The sequence below is a fragment of the Streptomyces sp. NPDC001604 genome (assembly GCF_042893475.1).
In the GTDB taxonomy this organism is placed as follows: Bacteria; Actinomycetota; Actinomycetes; order Streptomycetales; family Streptomycetaceae; genus Streptomyces.
Genome location: NZ_JBIAUY010000001.1, coordinates 800,287 through 822,001 on the forward strand (window position 1 = coordinate 800,287; position 21,715 = coordinate 822,001).

Genomic DNA, 21,715 nt, shown 5'->3' on the forward strand with positions numbered 1-21,715 from the left:
ATCTCTCAGGGGAGTCATTTGATGTACGACTACGACCTGCTGGTCGTGGGATCCGCCAACGCCGACCTGGTGGTCGGCGTCGAGCGGCGGCCGGGCGCCGGCGAGACGGTGCTCGGCTCGGACCTGGCCGTCCACCCGGGCGGCAAGGGCGCGAACCAGGCCGTCGCCGCGGCCCGCCTCGGGGCCCGTACGGTCCTGCTGGCCAGGGTCGGCGACGACGCGTACGGCAGGCTGCTCCTCGACTCGCAGCGGGCGGCCGGCGTGGACACGGTGGGGGTGCTGGTCGGCGGAGCGCCGACCGGGGTCGCGCTCATCACCGTCGATCCCTCCGGGGACAACAGCATCGTGGTGTCGCCGGGCGCGAACGGGCGGCTGACCCCGCAGGACGTACGGACCGCCGCGAGCCTGTTCCTGGCCTCGCGGGTGGTCTCGACCCAGCTGGAGATCCCGCTGGAGGCGGTCGTGGAGGTCGTACGGAGTCTGGCGCCGGACAACCGCTTCGTACTGAACCCTTCGCCGCCTCGGCCGCTGCCGCCCGAGGTGCTGGCGGCCTGCGACCCGCTGATCGTCAACGAGCACGAGGCGAAGGTGGTCCTCGGCGACGCCTACGTCTCCGACCGCCCGGAGGACTGGGCGCGCCTGCTGCTCGCCAAGGGCCCGCGCTCGGTCGTGGTCACCCTGGGTGCGGAGGGCGCGCTGGTGGCTTCCTCGGCCGGGGTGACACGGGTGCCTTCGGTGAAGGTGGACGCGGTGGACACCACGGGCGCGGGCGACGCGTTCACGGCGGCGCTGGCATACCGGCTCGGGTCGGGGGCGTCCCTTGCGGAGGCCGCGGCATACGCGGCCCGGGTCGGCGCGGCCGCCGTCACCAAGGAGGGCGCGCAGGTGTCCTTCCCGACGGCCGAGGAGGTCGACGCCCTGTGCTGTGCCGTCCCGGCGGACGCGGCGTCCGACAGTGGCTACGCCACGGGCCGGACCCCCGGCAGCAGGCCGGGGAGCGTGCCCGGCGAATCGCGGCGAGGTGAGGCCCTGTGAAGAAGACGGGAATCCTGAACCGTCATCGCTCCGGCGCGTCGGCGGAGCCGGGCCACGGGGACGGGGCCGAGCTGGTGGTGGAGCGGGGCACGAGCGGCTGAAGGAGCTGTCGGCGGCGGCACGGCCGGTGTGGTGGGGCCTGGTCTCCGGGAGCGTGGTGGCGTCGGTGGCCTCCGGCCTCCAAGTCGTGCGACCGCGCAGGGAACATGGGCGGTCGGCCACTGCACGGGGCGAGAGCGAAAGCGCTGCTGCCGCCGCGCGCCTGTGTGCCACCTGTGCGTCCGTGCGCGGGGCGCTCGCCGACTGACTGCTGGGCACGCTGAGGAGAGAGGGCTCAACTCGCATCCAGTGGCAGGGGGTTTGGGCATGGCAGCACCGTGCGTGACTCGGCGGCACAGAGGGATCCTCCGGAGACTGGGCGTGCCGGCGGGGTGGTCCGGGGGACGGGCCGGGGCCCGGACGAAGTGGCTCCTGCTGTGCGTCTGCCTGATCGCGAGTCCCTTCGGTTTCGGCACCTCGCCGATGGCCGCTGCCACCGAGCCGTCGGCCCGGCAATGCGACGAAGCGCCGACCGGGGTCGCCACCCACGATCACTGGCTGAGGTTCACGGTGCCGCCCGGACTCATGCCGGACCCTCAGTTCGACGGGCAGCCGGCGAAGATCCAGGTGCATCGCGTCCAGCCGGTGTACGCGAACGGCAAATGCCCGGGAGTGCCCAACAGGGCGGCGGTGCTGATCCACGGCCGCGCCATCACCGCCTCGCCGGCCTTCGACCTGCGCTCCCCCGCGCCGGAAGGCGGCTCGCTCAGCCTGCAGGAAGGACTCGCACGTGCGGGAATCGACACCTTCGCCCCGAGCCTGCTCGGCTACGGCCACTCGACGCGCTTCGACAACGGCCTGAACGATCCCGGCAACGCGAGCCTCAGGCCCTACCTCGCGGACGGCACCTGTCCGTACCCCGAGGGGTGCGACCGCACCCACAACCCGATCTTCACCCTCGATCAGCAGGGGAGCCTGCTGCTCACCAATCCGCTGGGCGGCGAGAGGCGCGCGCACTCGAGCAATTACCGCTTTGCGCGCATGGACGTCTGGGTGCGCGACATCCGCCAGGTCATCGATGACGCCATCACGCGCGCGCAGCCGACGGACGGCAAGGTCACCCTGCTCGGCTATTCGCTCGGTGGGGTGCGCGTCGGGCGGACACTGTACGCAGCCAACCCGGTCCTGCCCGGAAGCGCCGCCGTCATCGCGAAGGTCAACCGTGCCGTGTTCATGTCGTCGATCTTCGGTGGACCGACCGAGGAGACGACGCCCCCTTCGGGCTTCGTCACGTTCCCGCTGACGCTTGACCGCCGCCCGGCAGCGCCGGTGCTGCCGCCGGCTCGCGAGGCCGTGTGCACCGGGCGTGTCATCCCCGGCAGCCAGGATCAGTTCTGGAAGCAGATCATGGAGCAGGACACCGAGGGGCGGAACTGGGGAGGGGACGATCCCGGCAACCCGGCCGGTCTCGACCGCTCTCCGACGTTCTCCAACTACGGCTGGAACACCACTGTCGTGGGGCAGCTGACCCCGCCCACGCTGGTCATCCACGGCCTCGACGACGCCACCGCGCCGCCGGCCAACGCGTCCACCATCTTCAACGCTCTCCCGGCGTCGATGACGAACAAGGTGCTCGTACAGGTCCAGTGCGCCAGCCACCAGTTTCAGATGGAGGGCTGCTCCGGCCCGCGCTGCACACCGGAATCCGGAACGCCCTACGGCGGGCGCCCCGGCGAACCGTGGGCCGGCCCGCATGCCACGGTCAAGGCGGCACTGATCGAGTGGATCAAGAGCGGGACCTTCAACGGCGCCACGAACGGAAAGTTCACCGTCGACGAAAGCGGCGTGGCCACCGCCGGCCCGTAGCGAAGGGGTGTCGCACAGATTCGAGGGGGCCCGGTCCGTCGACCGGGCCCCCTCGGCTTTTCCCCTCCACCATCAGAACCCCCGCGATCCCCCCAGATCCCCCTCCGAGAAGTCCTGATGCCAAGTACGACCCACGGGGTGGCGGAAGGGTTGCACGGCGTCTTCAGATTTTTTCGCGCTGTCACCGGTGCCTGGTGAGAAAAGCACGTACGGAGGTTCCGTGCAGCCTTCGAGCGGGGCTGGTCTCGTCCTGCGGGTCGTACTCAACCCGGTGATAGGTTCGATTACGTGATGTCTGCGGGGGCCTTGAGTCGTACGGCGGCCAATGGGTCCGCAGTTGTTCTGAGTCGCGTCACGCTGGTCGGGGAGCGGCGTCGGGTCGATCTCGTGTTGCCGGCTCGGGAGCCGGTCGGGGTGCTGTTGCCCGAGATCCTGCGGGTGCTGGGCGACCGGGCCGGTGAGCGGCCCGAGTTGCGGCATCTCGTGACCGCCGACGGGTCCGCGCTCGCTCCTGACTGCAGCCTCGAGTCCGCCGGGGTGCGGGACGGTGCCGTGCTGCGGCTCGTTCAGGCCGGGGATGCTCCGTCGGCGCCCGCAGTGCACGGCGTGAGTGACGAGGTCCCGGTGGATCTCGGCGGGCCGGCGTGGCAGTGGGGGCCCGAGTCGCGGCGCGTCGTCGCCGGACTGGCGACCGTGGGGTGGGCCGGCGCGGGCGGGATCTTCGCTCGGAGTGCCTACGACGCCTCTGTCGTCGCGGCTGCGCTGCTCGCCCTCGCTGGTGTCGCCGCCGGTGTCGGGGCCCTGGTGGGGCGTGGCGGGCGGCAGGGCGGGGTCGCCGGCACACTGATCTGCACGGCCGGGGTGCTCGGTGCCCTCGGGGCTTGGACACTTGCCGGTGACCACGGATGGCCCGGTGCGCTGCACGTGGGTGCGCCGGCCGCTGTGGGTGCCGTGACGCTCGTACTGCTGGGGCTCTGCACTCGGTTGGGGCGCGCCGGGTCGGTGGGCGCCGGCGCTCTCGCCGGCACCGTCCTCGGCTGGGAGGGCGTCGTCGCCCTGCAGTCGGGGGCAGAGACGGCAGGGCAGCAGGCTCGGGCCGGTGCGGTGCTCGCCGTCGTCTCCGTCGTCGCCCTCGGTGTGCTGCCGCGGCTCGCGCTCACGGCCTCCGGGCTGTCCGGGCTCGACGACCGGCGGGCCGGCGGGGTCTCCGTGAGCCGGTACCAGGCGTCCGCGGCGCTGGCGACCGCCCATCGCGGGCTGGTGCTCGCCACCGTCACCGTTGCCGTGTCGGCGACCGTGGCGGCGGTGTGGGCCCTGCGCGCGCCCGGCGTGTGGACCGTGCTGCTCGCCGTCGTCACGGCGGTGGTGATGGCCCTGCGGGCGCGGGCTTTTCCGCTGGTCGCCGAGGTCGTGGCGCTGCTGGGGGGTGCCGCCGTGGTGGCCGTACGGCTGTTGGCGGTGTGGGTGGAGCGGTCCGGTGCGGCGGGGCCTGCCCTGGTCGTGCTCGCCGGGCTGGCCGTGCTGACGCTCGCCACGCTCGTCGTACGTCCCGCCGAGCAGGTACGGGTGCGGCTGCGGCGAGCGGGTGACCTGTTGGAATCCGCCGGTGTCATCGCCCTGCTTCCACTGCTCATCGGGGCCTTCGGCGTGTACGAGCGGCTGCTCGACACCATCGCTTAGGGGACGGGACGGCATGGTTCACGGGGAACAGGAGCGGGAGCCGGCGGGTGACGACGACTGGCGGCGCGATGCGCTGTTCCAGCTCGGGCCGGCGGAGCAGCAGCCGGCTTCGGCGCCCTCGGGCGAAGCCGTCGTGGCAGCGGATCCGGCGCTTCCCGGACCCGGCGGCGAGCCCACCCTGCGGCTCGTCCACTCGGCACGGGACGAGGCCCCGGCCCCTGCCGGGGGCCAGACCGGTCCGTCGGCCGGCCCGATGCCTGCGGCCACAGCGGCCGCCCCTCAGCGCATTGAGCAGGCCACCGCCCCCACGCAGTCCATGGCCGCCCCGGCTCCACCGCAGCAACCCCCGACCGTCATGCCCGCGCACCCCGCCGCACCGGAGCCCGGGGCGCCCACGCCCACCGCTCCCGTCGCCTCCCTCCCGCCCGTCTCCGGGTCCCGCTCCCATGCCCCCACCCCACCTCACCAACCCCCAACCGCCATATCCGCGCACCCCGCCGGCGCCCCCACCCCGCCCCCTGCCCCACCCACCACTGCCTTCCCCGCACACCCCGCCGCACCGGAGCCCGGGGCGCCCGCACCCGCCTCCCCCTCCCGCGTCCCCGCCCCCACTCCCCCTTCAGCCCCCGCCACACCCGCCTCCACCCCCGAGAGCCTCCCCACCCTCGACCCCCGCCTCGCCCTCGCCCTCGGTCGCCCCCACCACGGCGATTCACTCGCCCACCGGACCGGCCGTACCCTGCGTCGGCTGGCCACCTCCGTTTCGCAGGACGTGGCCGAACAGACGCGGATCGCGCGAGAGTTGCAGCAGCCGGTGGCCACCGGGCGGGTCATTGCCGTGACCTCGATCCGCGGGGGCGTCGGCAAGTCGACCGTTGCCGCGCTGCTCGGGCGTACCTTCAACCACTACCGGCACGACCCGGTGCTCACGCTGGAGGCGGACGCCGCGCTGGGCACGCTGCCGGTGCGGATGGGCGCGGAGTCGGTGCGATGGTCGTGCGGCGACCTCGCCCGGATTCTGACGCCGGCCATGCAACTGACCCATGTCACCGGGTACTTGGTGCCGGTGGCCGACGGCGGCTGGCTGCTGCCCGGAAGCCAGGGCAAGGTCGGCGCCCCCTTGGACGTACGGACGTACCGCACCGTGACGCTCGCCCTGCGGCGCTACTTCTCCGTGACGGTCGTCGACTGCGAGACGCTGCCCGGCGACGTCGCCAGGACGGCGATGGACACCGCCCACGCCCGGGTGGTCGTCGCACCGATGACCGCGGAGGGTGTCGGCGGGACCCGGCAGGTCCTCGACTGGCTCGGGCAGTTGCCGCATTCCGCGCTCTCGACGACCGTCGTGGCCCTCACCGCGAGCTCCCCCGACATGATCCTCGACGTGAAGGCGGCCACCGCTCACCTGAAGGAGACGGGCGTTCCCGTCGTCGTCCTGCCGTACGACCGGCATCTGGCCGGCGGCGGCCCCATCCGCACGGATCTGCTCGGCCGGGCCGCCCAGGACTCGGCCATGCGGCTGGCGGCCGAGGCGCTGCACCGGGCGGTGCGCGCGCACTGACCACCGGCGGCATCAGAACCGTATGACATCCCCTTCCCGCACCCAGCCGCCCCGCACCACCTGCGCATACACCCCGGCACACGGCTCGGGCGGCCGCCCGGGCAGGGCGGGTGTGCGGTTGTGGTGGGCGAGGACGCGCAGGGCGTCCGGGTCGCGGGGGAGGTCGCCGTGGGCGAGGGTGGGGATCGCGCAGCGGGGTGTCGAGGCGATGACGCGGAGGATCGGGCCGTCGGCGATGTGCAGTTGCCGGCCGGCCCAGGTGTGTTCCACGAAGGCTTCGGCCTCGTCCGTGTCGATGACCAGGTTGGGGCGGTAGCGCTGCGCCTCCACCGTGCCCCTAGGGCTCAGTTCGGCGATTCTCCTCAGCGTCGACGTCGTGATGACGTGCACCGGCGCGAAGTCGAAGAAGGTGCCCGGCGGGGCGGCCGAGCCGAACTGGACGGTGTCCGCTTCCACTTCGGCCTCCTGGCCCGCCGCCAGGACCTGATCCGGGCGAGAGCGGTCCAGAGCGGCGGCGGGCGGAGGCACGTCGGTCAGCGTGACCTTGCGGCCGACGAGGGCCGAGAGGGCGGCGTCCGTGTGCAGCTCGGTGCCGTCCGGTCCCGTGATGCGCGGCCCGGCCTCGGTGAGGGTCGCGGCGCAACGGAGCAACTCCCGCCACAGACGCGGGGCCTTCGCGCTGGCGACCTTGCCCGACTCCGCGTCCAGCAGCGCGAACCGGCGGTCACCGCTCAGCCCGCGCTCACTGATCTCGACGGCTTCGAGCGGCTCGCCGAGCATCGACTTCACCGGGTAGCGGTACAGCGCGGCGACCATGGCCCGTGTCACCCCTGACCCGCCCCGGTACTCGGCGGTCCCGCCGCCTCCAGGGCCTCCGCCACCGCCCGGCGCAGCGCCCCCGTCGTCGCCCAGCCGTCGAATGTGGACAGGTGTGCGACCATGCGGGCCGTCCAGTCGGGGTCGCCGAGCCGGTGCACCTCGCCGTCCTGGACCAGCTGCGTCATCACGGACTGCAGGACCAGGACGTCCTTCGTCCGGTACCAGCGGGGATGGCGGTCGAAGAACAGCTCCTGGTCCTCGTACGGATGGCGCACGGTCATGTGCAGATAGCCGCCGCCGCGCCCCTTGAAGGGGCCGGGCAGGCCGCCCAGGACGCCCATCTGGGTGTAGACGCCGCGGGGGTAGCGGCCGCCCAGGGTGATGCGGAAGCCCAGCATGACCCTGGACCAGGGGACCACCTCCGCCCGGGAGTCCCGCGCGATGGCGTGCAGGCCGTCCGGGCGGAACTCCACCCGTGCACGGCGCGGCCGCCGGGCGTCCCCCAACGCCCAGCGGCCGTCGACCCGTTCCAGTGGTCCGAGACTCTCGCTCACGAGATCACATTTGCACGAACCTCTGTGCGGTTCCAGCGAGTTGTCCCGGTGCGGTCAGGCGGCGTGCTCCACGAACCGTGCGGCCGTCTCCGCCAGCACCTCCCGGCCGTCCCGTGCCCACAGCGCGTCGTTGAACAGCTCGACCTCGATGGGCCCGGTGTATCCGGCCGCCTCCACGTACCCCTTCCACTCCCGCATGTCGATCGAGCCGTCCCCGATCTGCCCGCGGCCGTTGAGCACGCCCTGCGGCAACGGCGTGGTCCAGTCGGCGAGCTGGAAGGTGTGGATACGACCGCCGGCACCCGCGCGGGCGATCTGCGCGGGCGCGTTGTCGTCCCACCAGATGTGGTACGTGTCGACGGTGACGCCGACCTGGTGGGCCGGGAAGCGTTCCGCGAGGTCGAGCGCCTGGGTGAGCGTGGAGACCACGCAGCGGTCGGCGGCGTACATCGGGTGGAGCGGCTCGATGGCCAGCCGTACGCCGTGCTGCTCCGCGTAGGGCCCCAGCTCGCCGAGCGCGTCCGCGATCCGCTCCCGCGCGCCGTGCAGGTCCTTCGAACCCGCCGGGAGGCCGCCGGAGACCAGCACCAGCGTGTCCGTTCCGAGGGCCGCCGCCTCGTCGATCGCCCGGCGGTTGTCGTCCAGGGCGGCCGCGCGCTCGGCCGGGTCGATCGCCGTGAAGAAGCCGCCGCGGCACAGGGTGGTGACGGTCAGGCCCGCGTCGCGGACCAGTTTCGCCGTCGCCTCCACACCGTGGGACCGGACCGGTTCACGCCACAGCCCCACGCCCGGCACACCCAACTCCAGGCAGGCGTCGACCAGTTCGGGCATCGACAGCTGCTTCACCGTCATCTGGTTGATGGAGAAGCGGGAGAGGTCGCCGGTGGTCACTGGGTCACTCACTGGGCCACTCCGTACAGGGCGAGGAGGTTCTTCATCCGTTCCTCCGCCAGCTTCGGGTCCGGGAACAGGCCCAGGCCGTCGGCGAGTTCGTAGGCACGGGCGAAGTGCGGGAGGGAACGGGCCGACTGGAGGCCGCCGACCATGGTGAAGTGCGACTGGTGGCCGGCCAGCCAGGCGAGGAAGACCACGCCCGTCTTGTAGAAGCGGGTCGGGGTCTGGAAGAGGTGGCGGGAGAGTTCGACGGTCGGGTCGAGCAGGGCGCGGAAGCCCGCCACATCGCCCGTGTCCAGGACTCTTACCGCCTGAGCCGCCAGCGGGCCCAGCGGGTCGAAGATGCCGAGCAGGGCGTGGCTGAAGCCCTTCTCGTCGCCCGCGATCAGCTCGGGGTAGTTGAAGTCGTCGCCCGTGTAGCAGCGGACGCCCTGCGGGAGCCGGCGGCGGATGTCGATCTCGCGCTGGGCGTCCAGCAGGGAGACCTTGATGCCCTCCACCTTGTCCGGGTGCGCGGCGATGACGTCCAGGAAGGTGTCGGTGGCCGTGTCCAGGTCGGACGAGCCCCAGTAGCCCTCAAGGGCCGGGTCGAACATCGGGCCGAGCCAGTGCAGGATCACCGGCTCGGACGCCTGGCGCAGGAGGTGGCCGTAGACCTCGAGGTAGTCCTCGGGGCCGTTCGCGGCCGCCGCGAGCGCGCGGGACGCCATCAGGATGGCCTGCGCGCCGGACTCCTCCACGAGGGCGAGCTGCTCCTCGTAGGCCGTCCGGACCTCCACGAGGGACCCGGCGGTGATCTGGTCGGTGCCGACTCCGCAGGCGATCCGGCCGCCGACCGCCTTGGCCTCGGCGGCGGACCGTCGGATCAGCTCGGCCGCGCCCGCCCAGTCCAGGCCCATGCCGCGCTGGGCGGTGTCCATCGCCTCGGCGACGCCGAGCCCGTGGGACCACAGGTGGCGGCGGAAGGCGAGGGTGGCGTCCCAGTCGACGGCGGCGGGCGAGTCGGGCGACACGTCCGCGTACGGGTCGGAGACGACGTGCGCCGCCGAGAAGACCGTACGAGAGGTGAAGGGTGAGCCGGCCGTGACGGCGAGGGGCTCGGGGCGGGGGTCGTACGTCCTCGATCCGCCCTTGAAGTCCGGGAGTCGGATGGTCACAGCGAGATCTCCGGTACGTCGATGCGGGCGCCCTGGGCCGAGGACTTCAGGCCCAGCTCGGCGAGCTGGACGCCACGGGCGCCGGCGAGGAGGTCCCAGTGGTAGTCGGCACCGGCGTAGACGTGCTTGAGGAACAGCTCCCACTGGGCCTTGAAGCCGTTGTCGAAGTCGTCGTTGTCGGGGATCTCCTGCCACTGGTCGCGGAAGGAGTACGTCGCCGGGATGTCGGGGTTCCAGACCGGCTTGGGGGTCATGCTGCGGTGCTGGACACGGCAGTTGCGCAGGCCGGCGACGGCCGAGCCCTCGGTGCCGTCGACCTGGAACTCCACCAGCTCGTCGCGGTTGACGCGCACGGCCCAGGAGGAGTTGATCTGGGCGATCGCGCCGCCTTCGAGCTCGAAGATGCCGTAGGCGGCGTCGTCGGCGGTGGCGTCGTAGGGCTTGTCGTTCTCGTCCCAGCGCTGCGGGATGTGGGTGGCGGTGAGGGCCTGGACGGACTTCACCCGGCCGAACAGCTCGTGCAGGACGTACTCCCAGTGCGGGAACATGTCGACGACGATGCCGCCGCCGTCCTCGGCACGGTAGTTCCAGGACGGGCGCTGCGCGGTCTGCCAGTCGCCCTCGAAGACCCAGTAGCCGAACTCTCCGCGGATGGACAGGATCCGGCCGAAGAAGCCGCCGTCGATCAGGCGCTTGAGCTTGAGCAGGCCCGGGAGGAACAGCTTGTCCTGGACGACGCCGTGCTTGATGCCCGCTGCGTTCGCGAGGCGGGCGAGCTCCAGGGCGCCCTCCAGACCGGTCGCGGTCGGCTTCTCCGTGTAGATGTGCTTGCCCGCCGCGATCGCCTTCTTGATCGCCTCCTCGCGGGCCGAGGTCACCTGGGCGTCGAAGTAGATCTCGACGGTCGGGTCCGCGAGGACCGCGTCGACGTCGGTGGAGATGTTCTGCGGGTCCAGGCCGTGCTGCTCGGCGAGCGCCCTGAGCGCGTGCTCGCGGCGGCCCACCAGGACCGGCTCCGGCCACAGCACGGTGCCGTCGCCGAGGTCGAGGCCCCCCTGTTCGCGGATGGCCAGGATGGAGCGGACCAGGTGCTGGCGGTAGCCCATGCGCCCGGTCACGCCGTTCATGGCGATACGCACCGTCTTGCGTGTCACGTCATTCCCTTCGCAGGCGTCGTACACAGCGTCGTACGCGGGTGGTGTGCGCCGCGTCGGCCCTACTCATGAGCGTCACAGCAAGCGCTTTCTATACAAGGAGAAAGTAGCCTCTGAGCCGTGGTCCGGACAAGACCGTGACCGCTTCGAGTTGTTCGAGGGGACGAACAGTGGGGCGTTCTGGCCGTAAGGTCTGCTCGACGTGCTCGGAACCGGGGGCCTGCGGCGGTCTGTCTACGAGCACGTACGACGAGGTACGGACGTACGACGAGACACGAGAGATGCGCGACGAAATGCGCGACCGGAGGACGACGAGATGACGGTGACCCTGGCGGACGTGGCGGCCCGCGCGCAGGTCTCGCCCGCGACGGTGTCGCGCGTGCTGAACGGGAACTATCCCGTGGCCGCCTCCACCCGTGAGCGGGTGCTGAAGGCGGTCGACGAGCTGGACTACGTGCTGAACGGGCCGGCCAGCGCGCTGGCGGCGGCGACTTCCGATCTGGTCGGAATCCTCGTCAACGACATCGCCGACCCGTTCTTCGGGATCATGGCGAGCGCGATCCAGTCGGAGATCGGGGGACCGGGCGGCCGGGCCGGCGGGGAACGCCTCGCGGTCGTCTGCAACACGGGGGGTTCGCCGGAGCGGGAGCTGACGTATCTGACCCTCCTGCAGCGGCAGCGGGCGGCGGCGGTCGTGCTGACCGGCGGCGCCATGGAGAACGAGCCGCACGCGGCGGCGGTCGCGGCGAAGCTGCGGAAGCTGACGGACGCGGGGACGCGGGTGGTGCTGTGCGGGCGGCCGCCGGCTCCGGACACCGGGGCGATCGCGCTGGCCTTCGACAACCGCGGGGGCGGACAGCGGCTGACCGAGCACCTGATCGGGCTCGGGCACCGGCGGCTCGGCTACATCGCCGGGCCCGAGGAGCGGACGACGACGCGGCACCGTCTCGAGGGGCACCGGGCGGCGCTGGCCGCGGCGGGGATCGAGGAGGACCCGCGGTTGACGGTGTGGGGGCGCTACGACCGGACCTCTGGGTACGAGGCGACGCTGGAGCTGCTCCGCCGGGACCCGTCCCTCACCGCGGTCGTCGCGGCGAACGACTCCGTGGCGCTCGGGGCGTGCGCCGCGCTGCGGGAGTCCGGGCTGCGGATTCCGGAGGACGTGTCGGTCGCCGGGTTCGACGATCTGCCGTTCAGTGTCGATGCAGTGCCCGCGCTGACGACGGTGCGGCTGCCGCTGGCGGAGGCGGGTGCGCGGGCCGGGCGGATCGCCATGGGGCGGGAGGAGCCGCCGCCGGGCGGGATGGCCACGGTGCGGGGGGAGCTGATGGTGCGGGGGTCCTCCGGGGTGCCGCGGGATCCGGCGGCGGCGTGACCGTCCCGCCTCTGGGGGCTGCCGCCCCCAGATCCCCGCTTTCGGCCTGAACGTCCTCGTCATCGAACGCCGGAGGGCTGAGATGGCCTGCCTGACCGGCGCTGAGACGGGCCGGAGGGGCTGAGAGTGTTCGAGCCCCGTGGACATGTCGACGTGTGGGCGTCCGAGGAACTGCCCGACGACATTGTGGAGTTGTGGCCTCGGCTGATGGAGTCGGCCGGGGCGACGGGCGTGCATCCGTATCTCTGCCGGCCCGACGCCCCCTTCTTCCTCCAGGGCCCGGAGGCCGTGGGCGCCGTCGTGGCGCGAGCCGGCTCGATACGACGATCTGCCCGAGGACCTTCTGAAAACCTCCGGGCCCCGCTTCCCCGGTTCTGGTGGGACTGAGCGATGACTCCCGGCCGGTTCTTCGGTCTGATGGACGTAACGCCTACCAAGGCACCGCAGACGGACAGTAGGGAGCGAGTCCCATGCGCATCGTTGTCAGCGAGTTCATCAGTCTCGACGGAGTCGTGCAGGCGCCCGGCGGTCCGCAGGAGGACACCGACGGCGGGTTCGCGCACGGCGGGTGGTCGCATCCGTACTTCGATCCGGAGGTGGTCGGCGGGGCCTTCGCCGCGGGCCTGGAGCAGGCCGAGGCACTGCTCTACGGGCGCCGTACGTATCTGACGATGGCGGGGGCCTGGCCCGACCGGGCCGGAGATCCGTTCGCCGACCGGCTCAACGGGATGAAGAAGTACGTCGTGACAGACACCCTCGGAGACGACCAGCTGACCTGGAACAACACCGAGCGCATCCCGGGCGGCGAGGCGGTCGCGCGGATCCGGGAGCTGCGCGCCGCTCCCGGCGGCGACCTGGCGATGATGGGCAGCCCCACCCTGGTGCGGACACTGATCGGCGAGGGGCTGGTCGACGAACTGCAGCTCATCCACATGCCGGTGATCCTCGGCGGCGGAAAGTCCATCTTCCCCGAGGACGGGGTCAAGCGGCCGTTCGAGCTGGTCTCCACGGTCAGGGGCAAGACCGGTGTGCAGGTGAGCGTGTACCGGCCGGTGGGCGACGAAGGGTAGTCACGCGGGTGCGGGTGTCCTAGTCTCGGAGCCGACGGTATCTCTGACTGAGTCAACTATCTGGTTCATGTATCCGGGACAACCATCCGGGGGTCGACGCTCATGACCGTCCAGGACATCCGCACCTTCAACCGCTTCTACACGAACGTCATCGGCGCCCTCGACTACAGCCGTCAGCTGTACGCCCCGTTCACCCTGACGGAGTCCCGCGTCCTGTACGAACTGGCGCACTCCCCGCGGACGGACGCGGCCGACCTGCGGGCCGAACTCTCGCTGGACGCCGGGTACCTGAGCCGGATCCTGAACAAGTTCGAGGAGGACGGGCTGGTCGAGCGCACGCCGTCCGCCGACGACTCCCGGCGCCGGCGCGTCTCCCTCACGCCCCGCGGCCGTGAGACCGCCGCCCTGCTCGCCGAGCGTGCGAACGAATCGGTGGGCGCGCTGCTGTCCACCGTGCCCTCCGCCGAGCGGCCGCGCCTGGCGGAGGCGATGCGGGCCGTCCGCGAGATCCTCTCCGAGGGCCGCCCTCCCCGCCGTGAGGACGTCGTCCTGCGCGAACCGGCCCCCGGCGACCTCGGCTGGATCGTCCAGCGCAACGCCGCTCTGTACGCGTCCGAGTTCGGCTGGAACACCGACTACGAGGGGCTGGTGGCGCGGATCGTCGCCGACTTCGCCGAGGACCACGACCCGCATCTGGAGCGGGTGTGGATCGCCGAGCTCGACGGCCGCCCGGTGGGGTGCGTGATGTGCGTACGGGACGAGGCACCCGGCACGGCCCGGCTCCGGCTGCTGCTGGTCGAGCCGGAGGCGCGCGGGCTCGGCATCGGCGACCGGCTGGTGCGGGCCGTCGTCGACTTCGCGCGCGGTGTCGGCTACCGCGAGCTCGTCCTGTGGACCAACGACGTCCTGGCCGCCGCCCGCCGCATCTACCAGCGCCACGGCTTCGTGCTCGTCGCCGAGAAACCGCACCGTTCTTTCGGAAAGGACCTGAACGGCCAGGACTGGCGCCTGGACCTGCACGGCACCCCCGAGTGACAGTAGGGACCATGAGACTGGCGTTCTCCACCCTCGGCGTACCCGGCCTGCCCATCCCGGACGTGATCCGGCTGGCGGCCACCCACGGCTACCACGGTGTCGAACTGCGCGCGCATCCGGAGGAGCCGGTCCACCCCGGCATCGACCTCTCGGAACGTGCCGACGTGGCCGCCGAGTTCAAGGCGGGCGGCGTCGAGGTGCTGGGCCTCGCCGGGTACGCGCGCGTGGCCGCCCCGGGCGACGACGGCCCGGTGATCGACGAGATCCGCAGCCTCCTCGACCTCGCCCGCGACCTCGGCGCCCCCTACATCCGGGTCTTCCCGGGCGGCGGCCACGAGCAGAGCACCGAGCGCGCCGACGCGACGGCCGCGCGACGGCTCGGCACGGCGGCGGAGTACGCCGCCGACCTCGGCGTACGCATCCTCCTGGAGACCCACGACTCGCACCGCAGGGCCGCCGACGCGATCCGCATCCTCGGCCTGGTCGGGCACCGCCATGTCGGCGCCCTCTGGGACGTCATGCACACCTGGCTGGGCGGTGAGCAGCCCTCGGAGTCGTTCGCGGCCCTCTCCCCGTACCTCGGCTACGTCCAGGTCAAGGACATCGCCTCCGCCGAGGACCCGACGCCGCTCGCGCTGGGCGCCGGCGTGCTGCCGCTCACCGAGACCGTGGAGGTCCTCTCCCGGCACGGCTGGGACGGCTGGCTGTGCTGGGAGTACGAGAAGCGCTGGTACGAGGAGGCCGCACCGCTGCCGGAGCTGCTGGCGGCGGGGCGGGAGCATCTGGGGCGGCTGCTCAACGAGTGCGCCTGAGCCGTACGTCCTACGCGGGGCGGGCCGTGATCGTCGCCGCCCCGTCCAGGCACCACTCCAGTACGGCGGGCCAGGAGCCGTAGCCGGCGTCGAGGTCGAGGTGGGCCGCGCCGGGCAGGAGGTCGGTGGGGATGCCCAGGGGGTCGCCGAAGACCTCCCGGGCGCCCTCCGGGCAGTACGGGTCGTTGTCGCCCGCGACGAGACGGGTGGCGGCCGGGAGGGTGAAGCCGAGGGCCGGCGGGGCGAATTCGGCCACCTCGGGGAAGCGGGCGAGGACCGAGGCGGACGGCGGGGCGACGAGCAGCACGCGGTCGACCGCGCCGTCCTTCACCAGGCCGCGGGAGACGGCGTGCAGCCAGAGCAGGACGGAGGCGCTGTGCGCGAGGACGACGCGTTCGGAGCCCCCGAGGTCGTCGAGGTGCCGGGTCAGCTCCGTGAGCCACACCTCCAGGCTCGGGTCGTCGGGGTCGGGCAGCTGGGGGTAGGTGACCTGGTGGCCGAGGTCGGTGAGGCGGTCGGCGAGCCAGTGCTGCCAGTGGGCCTCGGGACGGTGGTTCTGCCAGCCGTGGAGGATGAGGAAGTGCTTCGCGGTCATGGGGCGATGGTTTCCGATCGCCGTTCCATCGGTCCAGTCAGTCTTTCGGGGTGGAACGGGTGAGGGAGGGCTTCACGGTTGATCTGCGTCGTCCGACCTTCCTGCGCGAACTGGAGCACCGCGGCTGTCCGGCTCGCACCGGCGAGGCCGGCGTGACCGCGCCCGCTCCTCCAACCGCTCCCGGCACTCCGGCCACTCCTCCGCCGTGATGGAGAAGATCGCCGAGTCACGCAACCGCCCGTCCTCCCCCGGCGCCCAGGACCGCGACCAGTTCCTCAGTACTCCCTCGAAGCGGGCGCCGACGCTCTGGATCGCCGCGCGGGAACGCTCGTTCCTGGCGTCGGTCTTGAGGTCGACGCGCGACACCTCCCAGACCTCGAAGGCGTGCCGGAACAGGAGCAGCTTGGCCTCGGCGTTGATGCCCGTGCCCTGGGCGGAGGCTCCGAGCCACGTGAAGCCGACCTCGACCGCGTCCAACCTGTCCTCGGCCCGCCAGCACCGCGGCTCCCAGTACGACGTCGCACCCACCGCCTGCCCCGTCGCGACCGACACCTGGGCGTAGGGCAGCAGGCGTCCCGTCGCGGCGCGGGCGAGCTGCGCGTCGACGTACTCGCCGACCTCCTCCGCCCTCGGCACCCAGGTGAACCCGTACGTGCCCCGGTTCTCCTCCGCGGCGACCGCGAGGTCGGCCACGTGCCGGTGGATCAGTGGTTCGAGTCGCACCAACCGGCCCTGGAGCAGCGGTGCTTCGCATCTGAAGGTCACGTCGGGAGTCTGCCCGTACCGCCCTGCTCCGTCGAACGGATTTCACGAGGTCCTCGCGCCTAGACTGGGTGTGCAGATGAGCAGGGGGAACTGGGGGACGAGGTGGCCGTGGCCGACGGTATGCGTCTGGTGCTGTCCGGTGGGGACGAGCTGGATGGCGAGGAACTCGACGCGCTCACCAGGCAGTTGAGGAAGCGGCTGCTCGAACTCGACGTGGATGACGTGAAGGTGGAGCGGTCGGACGCCGCACCGCCGCCCGGTGCGAAGCCCGGTGAGCTCATCAGCGTAGGCGCGCTCGCCGTCAGCCTCGCGCCCGCCGTGTTCCGGCCCGCCCTGCGTGTCGTGGAGACGTGGTTGCAGAACCGTCCGGCCCGCACGGTGAAGGTCGAGGTCGACGGCCGCACCCTTGAGCTCGGCCAGGCATCCCCGGAGGAGCAACGGCTTCTGGTGGAAGCCTTCCTGGAGGGGCTCCGGGACGAGGCTGCGGAACAGTCGTCCGCCGGCCAGGAGTGACGGGAGCGGGCCGCACATGACCGACTTCGCCTTCGGCCCGGGCCGCAGGGACGCCCTGCTGATCGCGACCGGCGCATACGACGACCGGACCCTGAGCACCCTGCGCTCGCCCGGTCAGGACTGCGCGAGCCTCGCGGGTGTGCTCGCCGACCCCGGGATCGGCGGCTTCCGTACGGAGCAGTTGAAGGACGCGCAGGCGCACCAAGTGATGCGAGCCGTCGAGCGCTTCTTCCTGGACCGCAGCCGCGACGACCTGCTCCTCCTGCACATCTCCTGCCACGGCATCAAGGACGACGACGGCCATCTGTACTTCGCCGCCCGCGACACGGACCGCGACCTGCCGGCGTCCACGGCGGTACCGGCGGCGTTCCTGCGGGACCGTATGGAACGGTGCCGGGCGCGCACCGTCGTCGTCCTCCTCGACTGCTGCTACAGCGGGGCGTTCCTGCCGGGCGCCAAGGGCGACGACCAGGTCCACGTACGCGACGAACTCGGCGGACACGGGCGGGCGGTGCTGACCGCGACCAACCGCACCGAGTACGCCTGGGAGGGCGCGCACGTCAAGTCCAAGGTGCCGCAACCGTCGCGTTTCACGGGGGCGCTGATCGAGGGGCTGAGCACCGGGGCGGCGGACCTGAACGGGGACGGGCGGATCACCGTAACCGAGTTGTACGAATACGTGTACGAGTCACTGCACCGCGCGGGGGTGAAGCAGCGGCCACGGATCTGGGCGGACCTGGAGTACCAGGTGACGGTCGCGCGGACCGCCGGAGAGCGTGAGCCCGCAGGGAACACCGGGGGCGCCGAGAGCCCATGGGAACCGCCCGCGGCGCCCGCCGGAGGGCAGTGGGACTTCTCCGACCTCTTCGACCAGTTCCCGAAGCCGCGGCCCCGCACGCGGCCCGGCCAGGACGCCCTGATCAAGCTCGAACACACCCTGGAGGAGACCGCGTTCGGCACGGTCAAGGAGATCAGGGTGGACACCGCGGTGCTCTGCCCGACCTGCTCGGGCCGGGGCGGCACGCAGGCGTCCGAAGCCGAACCGTGCCACTCCTGCAGGGGCACCGGCTGGAAGAAGCGCGCTTGGAGCCAGTCCCGCCAGGAGTGGTGCCGGAAGTGCGACGGCTCCGGTGTCCTCATGACCCCTCTCTGCCACAAGTGCTCGGGCGACGGCCGGGTCCGCTCCCGCCGGACCCTCACCGTGAAGATCCCGGCCGGCGTCGAGAACGGCACGCGCATCAGACTGGCCGGCCAGGGCGAGGTCGGGCCCGGTGGCGGTCCGGCCGGCGACCTCTACGTGGAGGTCGCCGAGCTTGCGCACCCCCACCTCAGCCGCACCGGCGACGACCTGCACACCACCTTGAAGATCCCGAGCTCCACGGCGGTGAACGGCGGCACCGTCTCCGTGGACACCCTGGACGGTCCCAAACAGGTCCGTATCCCCAAGGGCTCCCCCGACGGCCGGATCCTGCGGCTCGCCAACCTCGGTGCCACGCACCTGAAGGTAGGCGGCCGGGGCGACCTTCTGCTGCACCTCAACATCCAGGGCTGACCAGCCGGTTGCTCAACTCCCCGAACACCTCGTGGAACCCCGGGAACGTCTTCCGCACGCAGCCGGGGTCGTCGAACGAAATACCCGGCACCCGCAGCCCCGCCACCGCGAACGACATCACGATCCGGTGGTCCCCGTACGACTTGATCTCAGCCCCGCCCGGCGCCCGTACCCCCGGCCGGACCTCGATCCAGTCCGGGCCGGTGGCGACCTCCGCCCCCAGCCGACGCAGGTTCTCCGCGCAGGCCTCCAGCCGGTCGCACTCCTTCACGCGCGTGTTCGCCACGTCCTCGATGCGCACCGGCCCGTCCGCGAAGGGCGCGATCGCCGCCAGTGTCGGCATGGTGTCCGAGATGTCCCGCATGTTGACCGTCAGGCCGCGCAGCACCCCCGTCCCCCTGACCGTCGTGCCGTCCGGGCGGACCGACACCTCCGCGCCCATCCTCCGCAGCACGTCGACGAAGCCCAGATCGCCCTGGAGCGCCCCCGTGCCCAGCCCGGGCACCGTCACCTCGGCGCCCGGCGTCACCGCGGCCGCCGCGAAGAAGTAACTGGCGGTCGAGGCGTCGGGCTCGACCGCGTACGTGGTCGCCCGGTAGCCGCCCGGCGGGACCACGAACACCTCGCCCTCCCGCTCCACCTCCACCCCGAACGCCCGCATCATCGCGACCGTGATCTCCACATAGGGGACGGACACCAGGTCGGTGACCCGGATCCGCAGGCCCTTGCGGGTCAGCGGGCCCAGCAGCAGCAAGGCCGTCAGGTACTGCGAGGACTGCCCCGCGTCCAGGACCACCTCGCCGCCCTCGACACCGGCCGCCCGTACCGTCAGCGGGTGGTGCCCCTCCGCCTCCTCGTGCCGCAGGTCGACGCCCAGGTCGCGCAGGGCCCGGGTCAGGGGCAGCAGGGGCCGGCGGCGCATCTGGGCGGACGCGTCGAAGCGGTACGTCCCGTGTCCCGCCGCCGCCAGGGTCGGCAGGAACCGGGCGGTCGTGGCGCCGTCCCGGCAGTACACGTCCGCCTCGCTCACCGCGGGGCCCTGCGGACGGCCGTCCACCTGCCAGGCGTCCCGGGTCCGCCCGACCCGATACCCCAGCCGCACCAGCCCCTCGGCGAAGCCCTCGGTGTCGTCCGAGCGCAGGGGGCGTACGAGGGTGGTGACCCCGTCGGCCGCCGCAGCCAGGAAGAGCGCGCGGGCGGTGACGGACTTGGAACCGGGGATGGTGACTACGGGCATGCCCTCATGATCGGCCGAGTGCGGGCTCGGTCGCCGCCTCGTCCACGGGATGGACGACTTCCCGTCGCCCCCGCGTCACCGACGCCAGCCCCACCCCGCCCACCAGCAGCGCCGCCGCACACCACCGCAGCGGGCTCACGCCTTCCCCGAGGAAGACGGCCGCCGACGACATTCCGAAGACCGGGACGAGCAGCGAGAACGGCGCGACCGTCGACGCCGGGTACCTGCGCAGCAGCCACCCCCACGCCCCGAAGCCGAACACCGTCGTCACCCAGGCCACGTAGACGACCGTGCCGGCGCCCTGCCAGTCCAGGGCGCGCAGGGCGTCGTAGTCCCTGCCCGGACCCTCCAGCAGCAGGGACAGGACGAGCAGCGGCAGGACCGGGACCGTGCTCACCCAGACCATGAAGTTCAGGGCGTCCGGCGGGGCCGCCTTGCGGGTCAGGACGTTCGAGACGCCCCAGCAGGCCGCCGCGCCGATCACGAGGGCGAAGGCGCCGAGCGGGCCCGAGGTGCCCTCGTCCACCGCCGCGACACCGATGCCCGCCAGCGCCACCGCCATGCCCGACACCCGTACCGCGGAAGGCCGTTCGCCCAGCACGACGAAGGCCACCCCGGCCGTGAACACCGCCTGTATCTGCAGGACCAGCGAGGACAGTCCGGCCGGCATTCCGGCGTCCATGCCGATGAACAGCAGACCGAACTTGGCCACACCGAGCACCAGCCCCACCGCCAGCATCCACTTCCACGCCACCTTCGGACGGCCCACGAAGAAGACGGCCGGCAGGGCCGCCGCGAGGAAGCGCAGGGCCGAGAACAGCAACGGAGGGAAGTGGTCGAGGCCGATCTCGATGACCGTGAAGTTCACGCCCCAGACGGCGGCAACGACCACGGCAAGAGCAAGGTGTGCAGGTCGCATGCGTTCGAGCATCACGCCCCACGACCATGTAGCACCAGCGATGATTACTGCATGGTCGGATGAAGCAACGCTGATGAATGGGAGCTGCCGTGCTCGATCTCCAACGCCTGCGCGCCCTGCACGCCGTCTCCGTCCACGGGACCGTGGGAGCGGCGGCCGCCGCGCTCGGGTACACGCCGTCCGCCGTCTCCCAGCAGATCGCCAAGCTGGAGCGGGAGACCAGGACCGTACTCCTGGAGAGAGAGGGACGAGGGGTGCGGCTGACCCCCGAGGCCCATCAACTCGTCGATACAGCACAGGAGTTGCTCGCCATAGTCGAGCGGGCCGAGACCGCGCTCGAGGAGCGGCGCGGGGTGCCCGCGGGGCGGCTGACGATCGCCGCGTTCGCCTCGGCGGCGCGCGGGCTGATGCCCGCCGTGCTCGCCGACCTGGCCGCCCGGCACCCCGCGCTCGACGCCCGGCTCACCGAGATCGACCCGCATCTCTCCGTCGACCTGGTCGCCAAGGGCGCGGTCGACCTGGCCGTCGTGCACGACTGGGACATCGCGCCGCTGCCTGTGCCGCCGGGCGTCGAGCACGCCGTCATCGGCGACGACCTCAGCACGCTGCTGGTGCCCGACGGCCATCCCTTCGCCGGGCGGGAGTCCGTGCGGCGCGAGGAGCTGGGCGGGGAGCGGTGGGTGTGCCAGCCGCCGGGGCGGGTCTGTCACGACTGGCTGATGCGGACCATGCGGGCCGCCGGGCACGAGCCGGAGATCGTGCACCAGGCCGACGAGAACCCCACCCTGGTCGCGCTGGTCGCCGGCGGCCTCGGCATCTGTCTCGTCCCGCGCCTGGGCCGCGGCCCGCTGCCCGCCGGGGTCGTCGAGGTGCACCTCGAACCCACCCCCGTACGGCGCCTGTACGCCCTGTGGCGCAAAGGAGCCGCACGTCGTCCGGCGATCGCAGAGACCGTACGCACTCTGCAGGAGCAGTGGCCGGGCATCACGTCCCACCCGTCCCGTTGAACCCTCGGGCACCAACTTCCGGGAATCGCGCGGAAGGCGGGAACCCGCCCCGAATTCGGTTCGTCCAACCCGCAAG

20 protein-coding genes are annotated in these 21,715 nt (G+C 72.2%); 11 read left to right on the forward strand and 9 right to left on the reverse strand.

Annotated elements, in window-relative coordinates; all coding sequences use genetic code 11:
• Positions 1-21 precede the first annotated feature (21 nt).
• The 4 genes from ACFY1E_RS03675 (at position 22) to ACFY1E_RS03690 (ending at position 6,181) form a co-directional block, all read left to right on the forward strand.
• On the forward strand, positions 22-1,035 hold the full coding sequence (locus ACFY1E_RS03675) for a ribokinase (protein WP_389070938.1): 1,014 nt from the start codon (positions 22-24) through the stop codon (positions 1,033-1,035).
• 420 nt (positions 1,036-1,455) lie between these two features.
• Complete coding sequence (locus tag ACFY1E_RS03680; protein WP_389070940.1) at positions 1,456-2,940, forward strand: alpha/beta fold hydrolase; 1,485 nt, start codon at positions 1,456-1,458, stop codon at positions 2,938-2,940.
• 291 nt (positions 2,941-3,231) lie between these two features.
• On the forward strand, positions 3,232-4,620 hold the full coding sequence (gene eccD / locus ACFY1E_RS03685; protein ID WP_389070943.1) for a type VII secretion integral membrane protein EccD: 1,389 nt from the start codon (positions 3,232-3,234) through the stop codon (positions 4,618-4,620).
• A 13-nt stretch (positions 4,621-4,633) separates the two neighbouring features.
• Entirely contained in the window at positions 4,634-6,181 is a 1,548-nt protein-coding gene (locus ACFY1E_RS03690; RefSeq protein WP_389070945.1) for a hypothetical protein, read from the forward strand.
• 12 nt (positions 6,182-6,193) lie between these two features.
• Here the strand turns inward: ACFY1E_RS03690 and ACFY1E_RS03695 are convergent, their stop codons facing one another.
• From ACFY1E_RS03695 to ACFY1E_RS03715, 5 genes are read right to left on the reverse strand one after another with little or no spacing between them, the layout of a single operon-like run.
• A complete protein-coding gene (locus tag ACFY1E_RS03695) occupies positions 6,194-6,997 on the reverse strand; it encodes an MOSC domain-containing protein (protein WP_389070948.1) in 804 nt (267 codons plus the stop codon).
• A gap of 8 nt (positions 6,998-7,005) precedes the next feature.
• The gene (locus ACFY1E_RS03700) at positions 7,006-7,554 is read right to left on the reverse strand and encodes a hypothetical protein (RefSeq protein ID WP_389070951.1); all 549 of its coding nucleotides are present in this window, start codon (positions 7,552-7,554) and stop codon (positions 7,006-7,008) included.
• 54 nt (positions 7,555-7,608) lie between these two features.
• The gene (locus ACFY1E_RS03705) at positions 7,609-8,406 is read right to left on the reverse strand and encodes a sugar phosphate isomerase/epimerase family protein (protein ID WP_389071618.1); all 798 of its coding nucleotides are present in this window, start codon (positions 8,404-8,406) and stop codon (positions 7,609-7,611) included.
• A 47-nt stretch (positions 8,407-8,453) separates the two neighbouring features.
• Positions 8,454-9,605, reverse strand: a complete 1,152-nt coding sequence (locus ACFY1E_RS03710) for a dihydrodipicolinate synthase family protein (protein ID WP_389070953.1) — start codon at positions 9,603-9,605, stop codon at positions 8,454-8,456.
• Complete coding sequence (locus ACFY1E_RS03715) at positions 9,602-10,759, reverse strand: Gfo/Idh/MocA family protein (RefSeq protein ID WP_389070956.1); 1,158 nt, start codon at positions 10,757-10,759, stop codon at positions 9,602-9,604. Before ACFY1E_RS03715 ends, ACFY1E_RS03710 begins: the two co-directional genes overlap by 4 nt.
• 316 nt (positions 10,760-11,075) lie before the next feature.
• Here ACFY1E_RS03715 and ACFY1E_RS03720 point away from each other — a divergent pair, with 316 nt between their 5' ends.
• The 4 genes from ACFY1E_RS03720 to ACFY1E_RS03735 all read left to right on the forward strand — a co-directional run bounded on the left by ACFY1E_RS03720 (position 11,076) and on the right by ACFY1E_RS03735 (position 15,051).
• Positions 11,076-12,134: a LacI family DNA-binding transcriptional regulator gene (locus tag ACFY1E_RS03720; protein ID WP_389070958.1), complete on the forward strand. Its 1,059-nt coding sequence runs from the start codon at positions 11,076-11,078 to the stop codon at positions 12,132-12,134.
• A gap of 470 nt (positions 12,135-12,604) precedes the next feature.
• Complete coding sequence (locus tag ACFY1E_RS03725) at positions 12,605-13,204, forward strand: dihydrofolate reductase family protein (protein ID WP_389070961.1); 600 nt, start codon at positions 12,605-12,607, stop codon at positions 13,202-13,204.
• A 102-nt stretch (positions 13,205-13,306) separates the two neighbouring features.
• Entirely contained in the window at positions 13,307-14,239 is a 933-nt protein-coding gene (locus ACFY1E_RS03730; protein WP_389070963.1) for a GNAT family N-acetyltransferase, read from the forward strand.
• Between the two features lie 11 nt (positions 14,240-14,250).
• Positions 14,251-15,051, forward strand: a complete 801-nt coding sequence (locus ACFY1E_RS03735) for a sugar phosphate isomerase/epimerase family protein (protein ID WP_389070966.1) — start codon at positions 14,251-14,253, stop codon at positions 15,049-15,051.
• Positions 15,052-15,061: 10 nt separating this feature from the next.
• On the opposite strand, the gene ACFY1E_RS03740 is transcribed toward ACFY1E_RS03735, so the two are convergent.
• A complete protein-coding gene (locus ACFY1E_RS03740) occupies positions 15,062-15,646 on the reverse strand; it encodes an RBBP9/YdeN family alpha/beta hydrolase (protein ID WP_389070968.1) in 585 nt (194 codons plus the stop codon).
• Positions 15,647-15,718: 72 nt separating this feature from the next.
• The gene (locus ACFY1E_RS03745) at positions 15,719-16,411 is read right to left on the reverse strand and encodes a GNAT family N-acetyltransferase (protein WP_389070970.1); all 693 of its coding nucleotides are present in this window, start codon (positions 16,409-16,411) and stop codon (positions 15,719-15,721) included.
• Positions 16,412-16,519: 108 nt separating this feature from the next.
• On the opposite strand from ACFY1E_RS03745, the gene ACFY1E_RS03750 reads away from it, so the two are divergent.
• Together ACFY1E_RS03750 and ACFY1E_RS03755 are read left to right on the forward strand one after the other, a co-directional pair.
• Positions 16,520-16,924 (forward strand): hypothetical protein, encoded by a 405-nt coding sequence (locus ACFY1E_RS03750; protein WP_389070972.1) that lies wholly within the window; start codon positions 16,520-16,522, stop codon positions 16,922-16,924.
• Between the two features lie 16 nt (positions 16,925-16,940).
• A complete protein-coding gene (locus tag ACFY1E_RS03755; RefSeq protein ID WP_389070974.1) occupies positions 16,941-18,476 on the forward strand; it encodes a DnaJ C-terminal domain-containing protein in 1,536 nt (511 codons plus the stop codon).
• Here the strand turns inward: ACFY1E_RS03755 and aroA are convergent.
• Positions 18,460-19,713, reverse strand: coding sequence for a 3-phosphoshikimate 1-carboxyvinyltransferase (gene aroA, locus ACFY1E_RS03760; RefSeq protein WP_389070977.1), 1,254 nt, complete (start codon positions 19,711-19,713; stop codon positions 18,460-18,462). The genes ACFY1E_RS03755 and aroA overlap by 17 nt on opposite strands.
• A 4-nt stretch (positions 19,714-19,717) precedes the next feature.
• Positions 19,718-20,632: an EamA family transporter gene (locus ACFY1E_RS03765; protein WP_389070979.1), complete on the reverse strand. Its 915-nt coding sequence runs from the start codon at positions 20,630-20,632 to the stop codon at positions 19,718-19,720.
• Positions 20,633-20,721: 89 nt separating this feature from the next.
• Here ACFY1E_RS03765 and ACFY1E_RS03770 point away from each other — a divergent pair, with 89 nt between their 5' ends.
• Complete coding sequence (locus ACFY1E_RS03770; protein ID WP_389070982.1) at positions 20,722-21,639, forward strand: LysR family transcriptional regulator; 918 nt, start codon at positions 20,722-20,724, stop codon at positions 21,637-21,639.
• Positions 21,640-21,715: the final 76 nt, after the last annotated feature.

Excerpts from the sequence above, each read along its gene's own strand:
- ACFY1E_RS03690 (WP_389070945.1), top strand. The coding sequence starts at position 4,634 with ATGGTTCACGGGGAACAGGAGCGGGAGCCGGCGGGTGACGACGACTGG.
- ACFY1E_RS03740 (WP_389070968.1), bottom strand. The coding sequence starts at position 15,646 with ATGACCGCGAAGCACTTCCTCATCCTCCACGGCTGGCAGAACCACCGT.
- ACFY1E_RS03735 (WP_389070966.1), top strand. The coding sequence starts at position 14,251 with ATGAGACTGGCGTTCTCCACCCTCGGCGTACCCGGCCTGCCCATCCCG.
- ACFY1E_RS03765 (WP_389070979.1), bottom strand. The coding sequence starts at position 20,632 with ATGCGACCTGCACACCTTGCTCTTGCCGTGGTCGTTGCCGCCGTCTGG.
- ACFY1E_RS03720 (WP_389070958.1), top strand. The coding sequence starts at position 11,076 with ATGACGGTGACCCTGGCGGACGTGGCGGCCCGCGCGCAGGTCTCGCCC.
- aroA (WP_389070977.1), bottom strand. The coding sequence starts at position 19,713 with ATGCCCGTAGTCACCATCCCCGGTTCCAAGTCCGTCACCGCCCGCGCG.
- ACFY1E_RS03755 (WP_389070974.1), top strand. The coding sequence starts at position 16,941 with ATGACCGACTTCGCCTTCGGCCCGGGCCGCAGGGACGCCCTGCTGATC.
- ACFY1E_RS03695 (WP_389070948.1), bottom strand. The coding sequence starts at position 6,997 with ATGGTCGCCGCGCTGTACCGCTACCCGGTGAAGTCGATGCTCGGCGAG.
- eccD (WP_389070943.1), top strand. The coding sequence starts at position 3,232 with ATGTCTGCGGGGGCCTTGAGTCGTACGGCGGCCAATGGGTCCGCAGTT.
- ACFY1E_RS03705 (WP_389071618.1), bottom strand. The coding sequence starts at position 8,406 with ATGACGGTGAAGCAGCTGTCGATGCCCGAACTGGTCGACGCCTGCCTG.
- ACFY1E_RS03675 (WP_389070938.1), top strand. The coding sequence starts at position 22 with ATGTACGACTACGACCTGCTGGTCGTGGGATCCGCCAACGCCGACCTG.
- ACFY1E_RS03730 (WP_389070963.1), top strand. The coding sequence starts at position 13,307 with ATGACCGTCCAGGACATCCGCACCTTCAACCGCTTCTACACGAACGTC.
- ACFY1E_RS03725 (WP_389070961.1), top strand. The coding sequence starts at position 12,605 with ATGCGCATCGTTGTCAGCGAGTTCATCAGTCTCGACGGAGTCGTGCAG.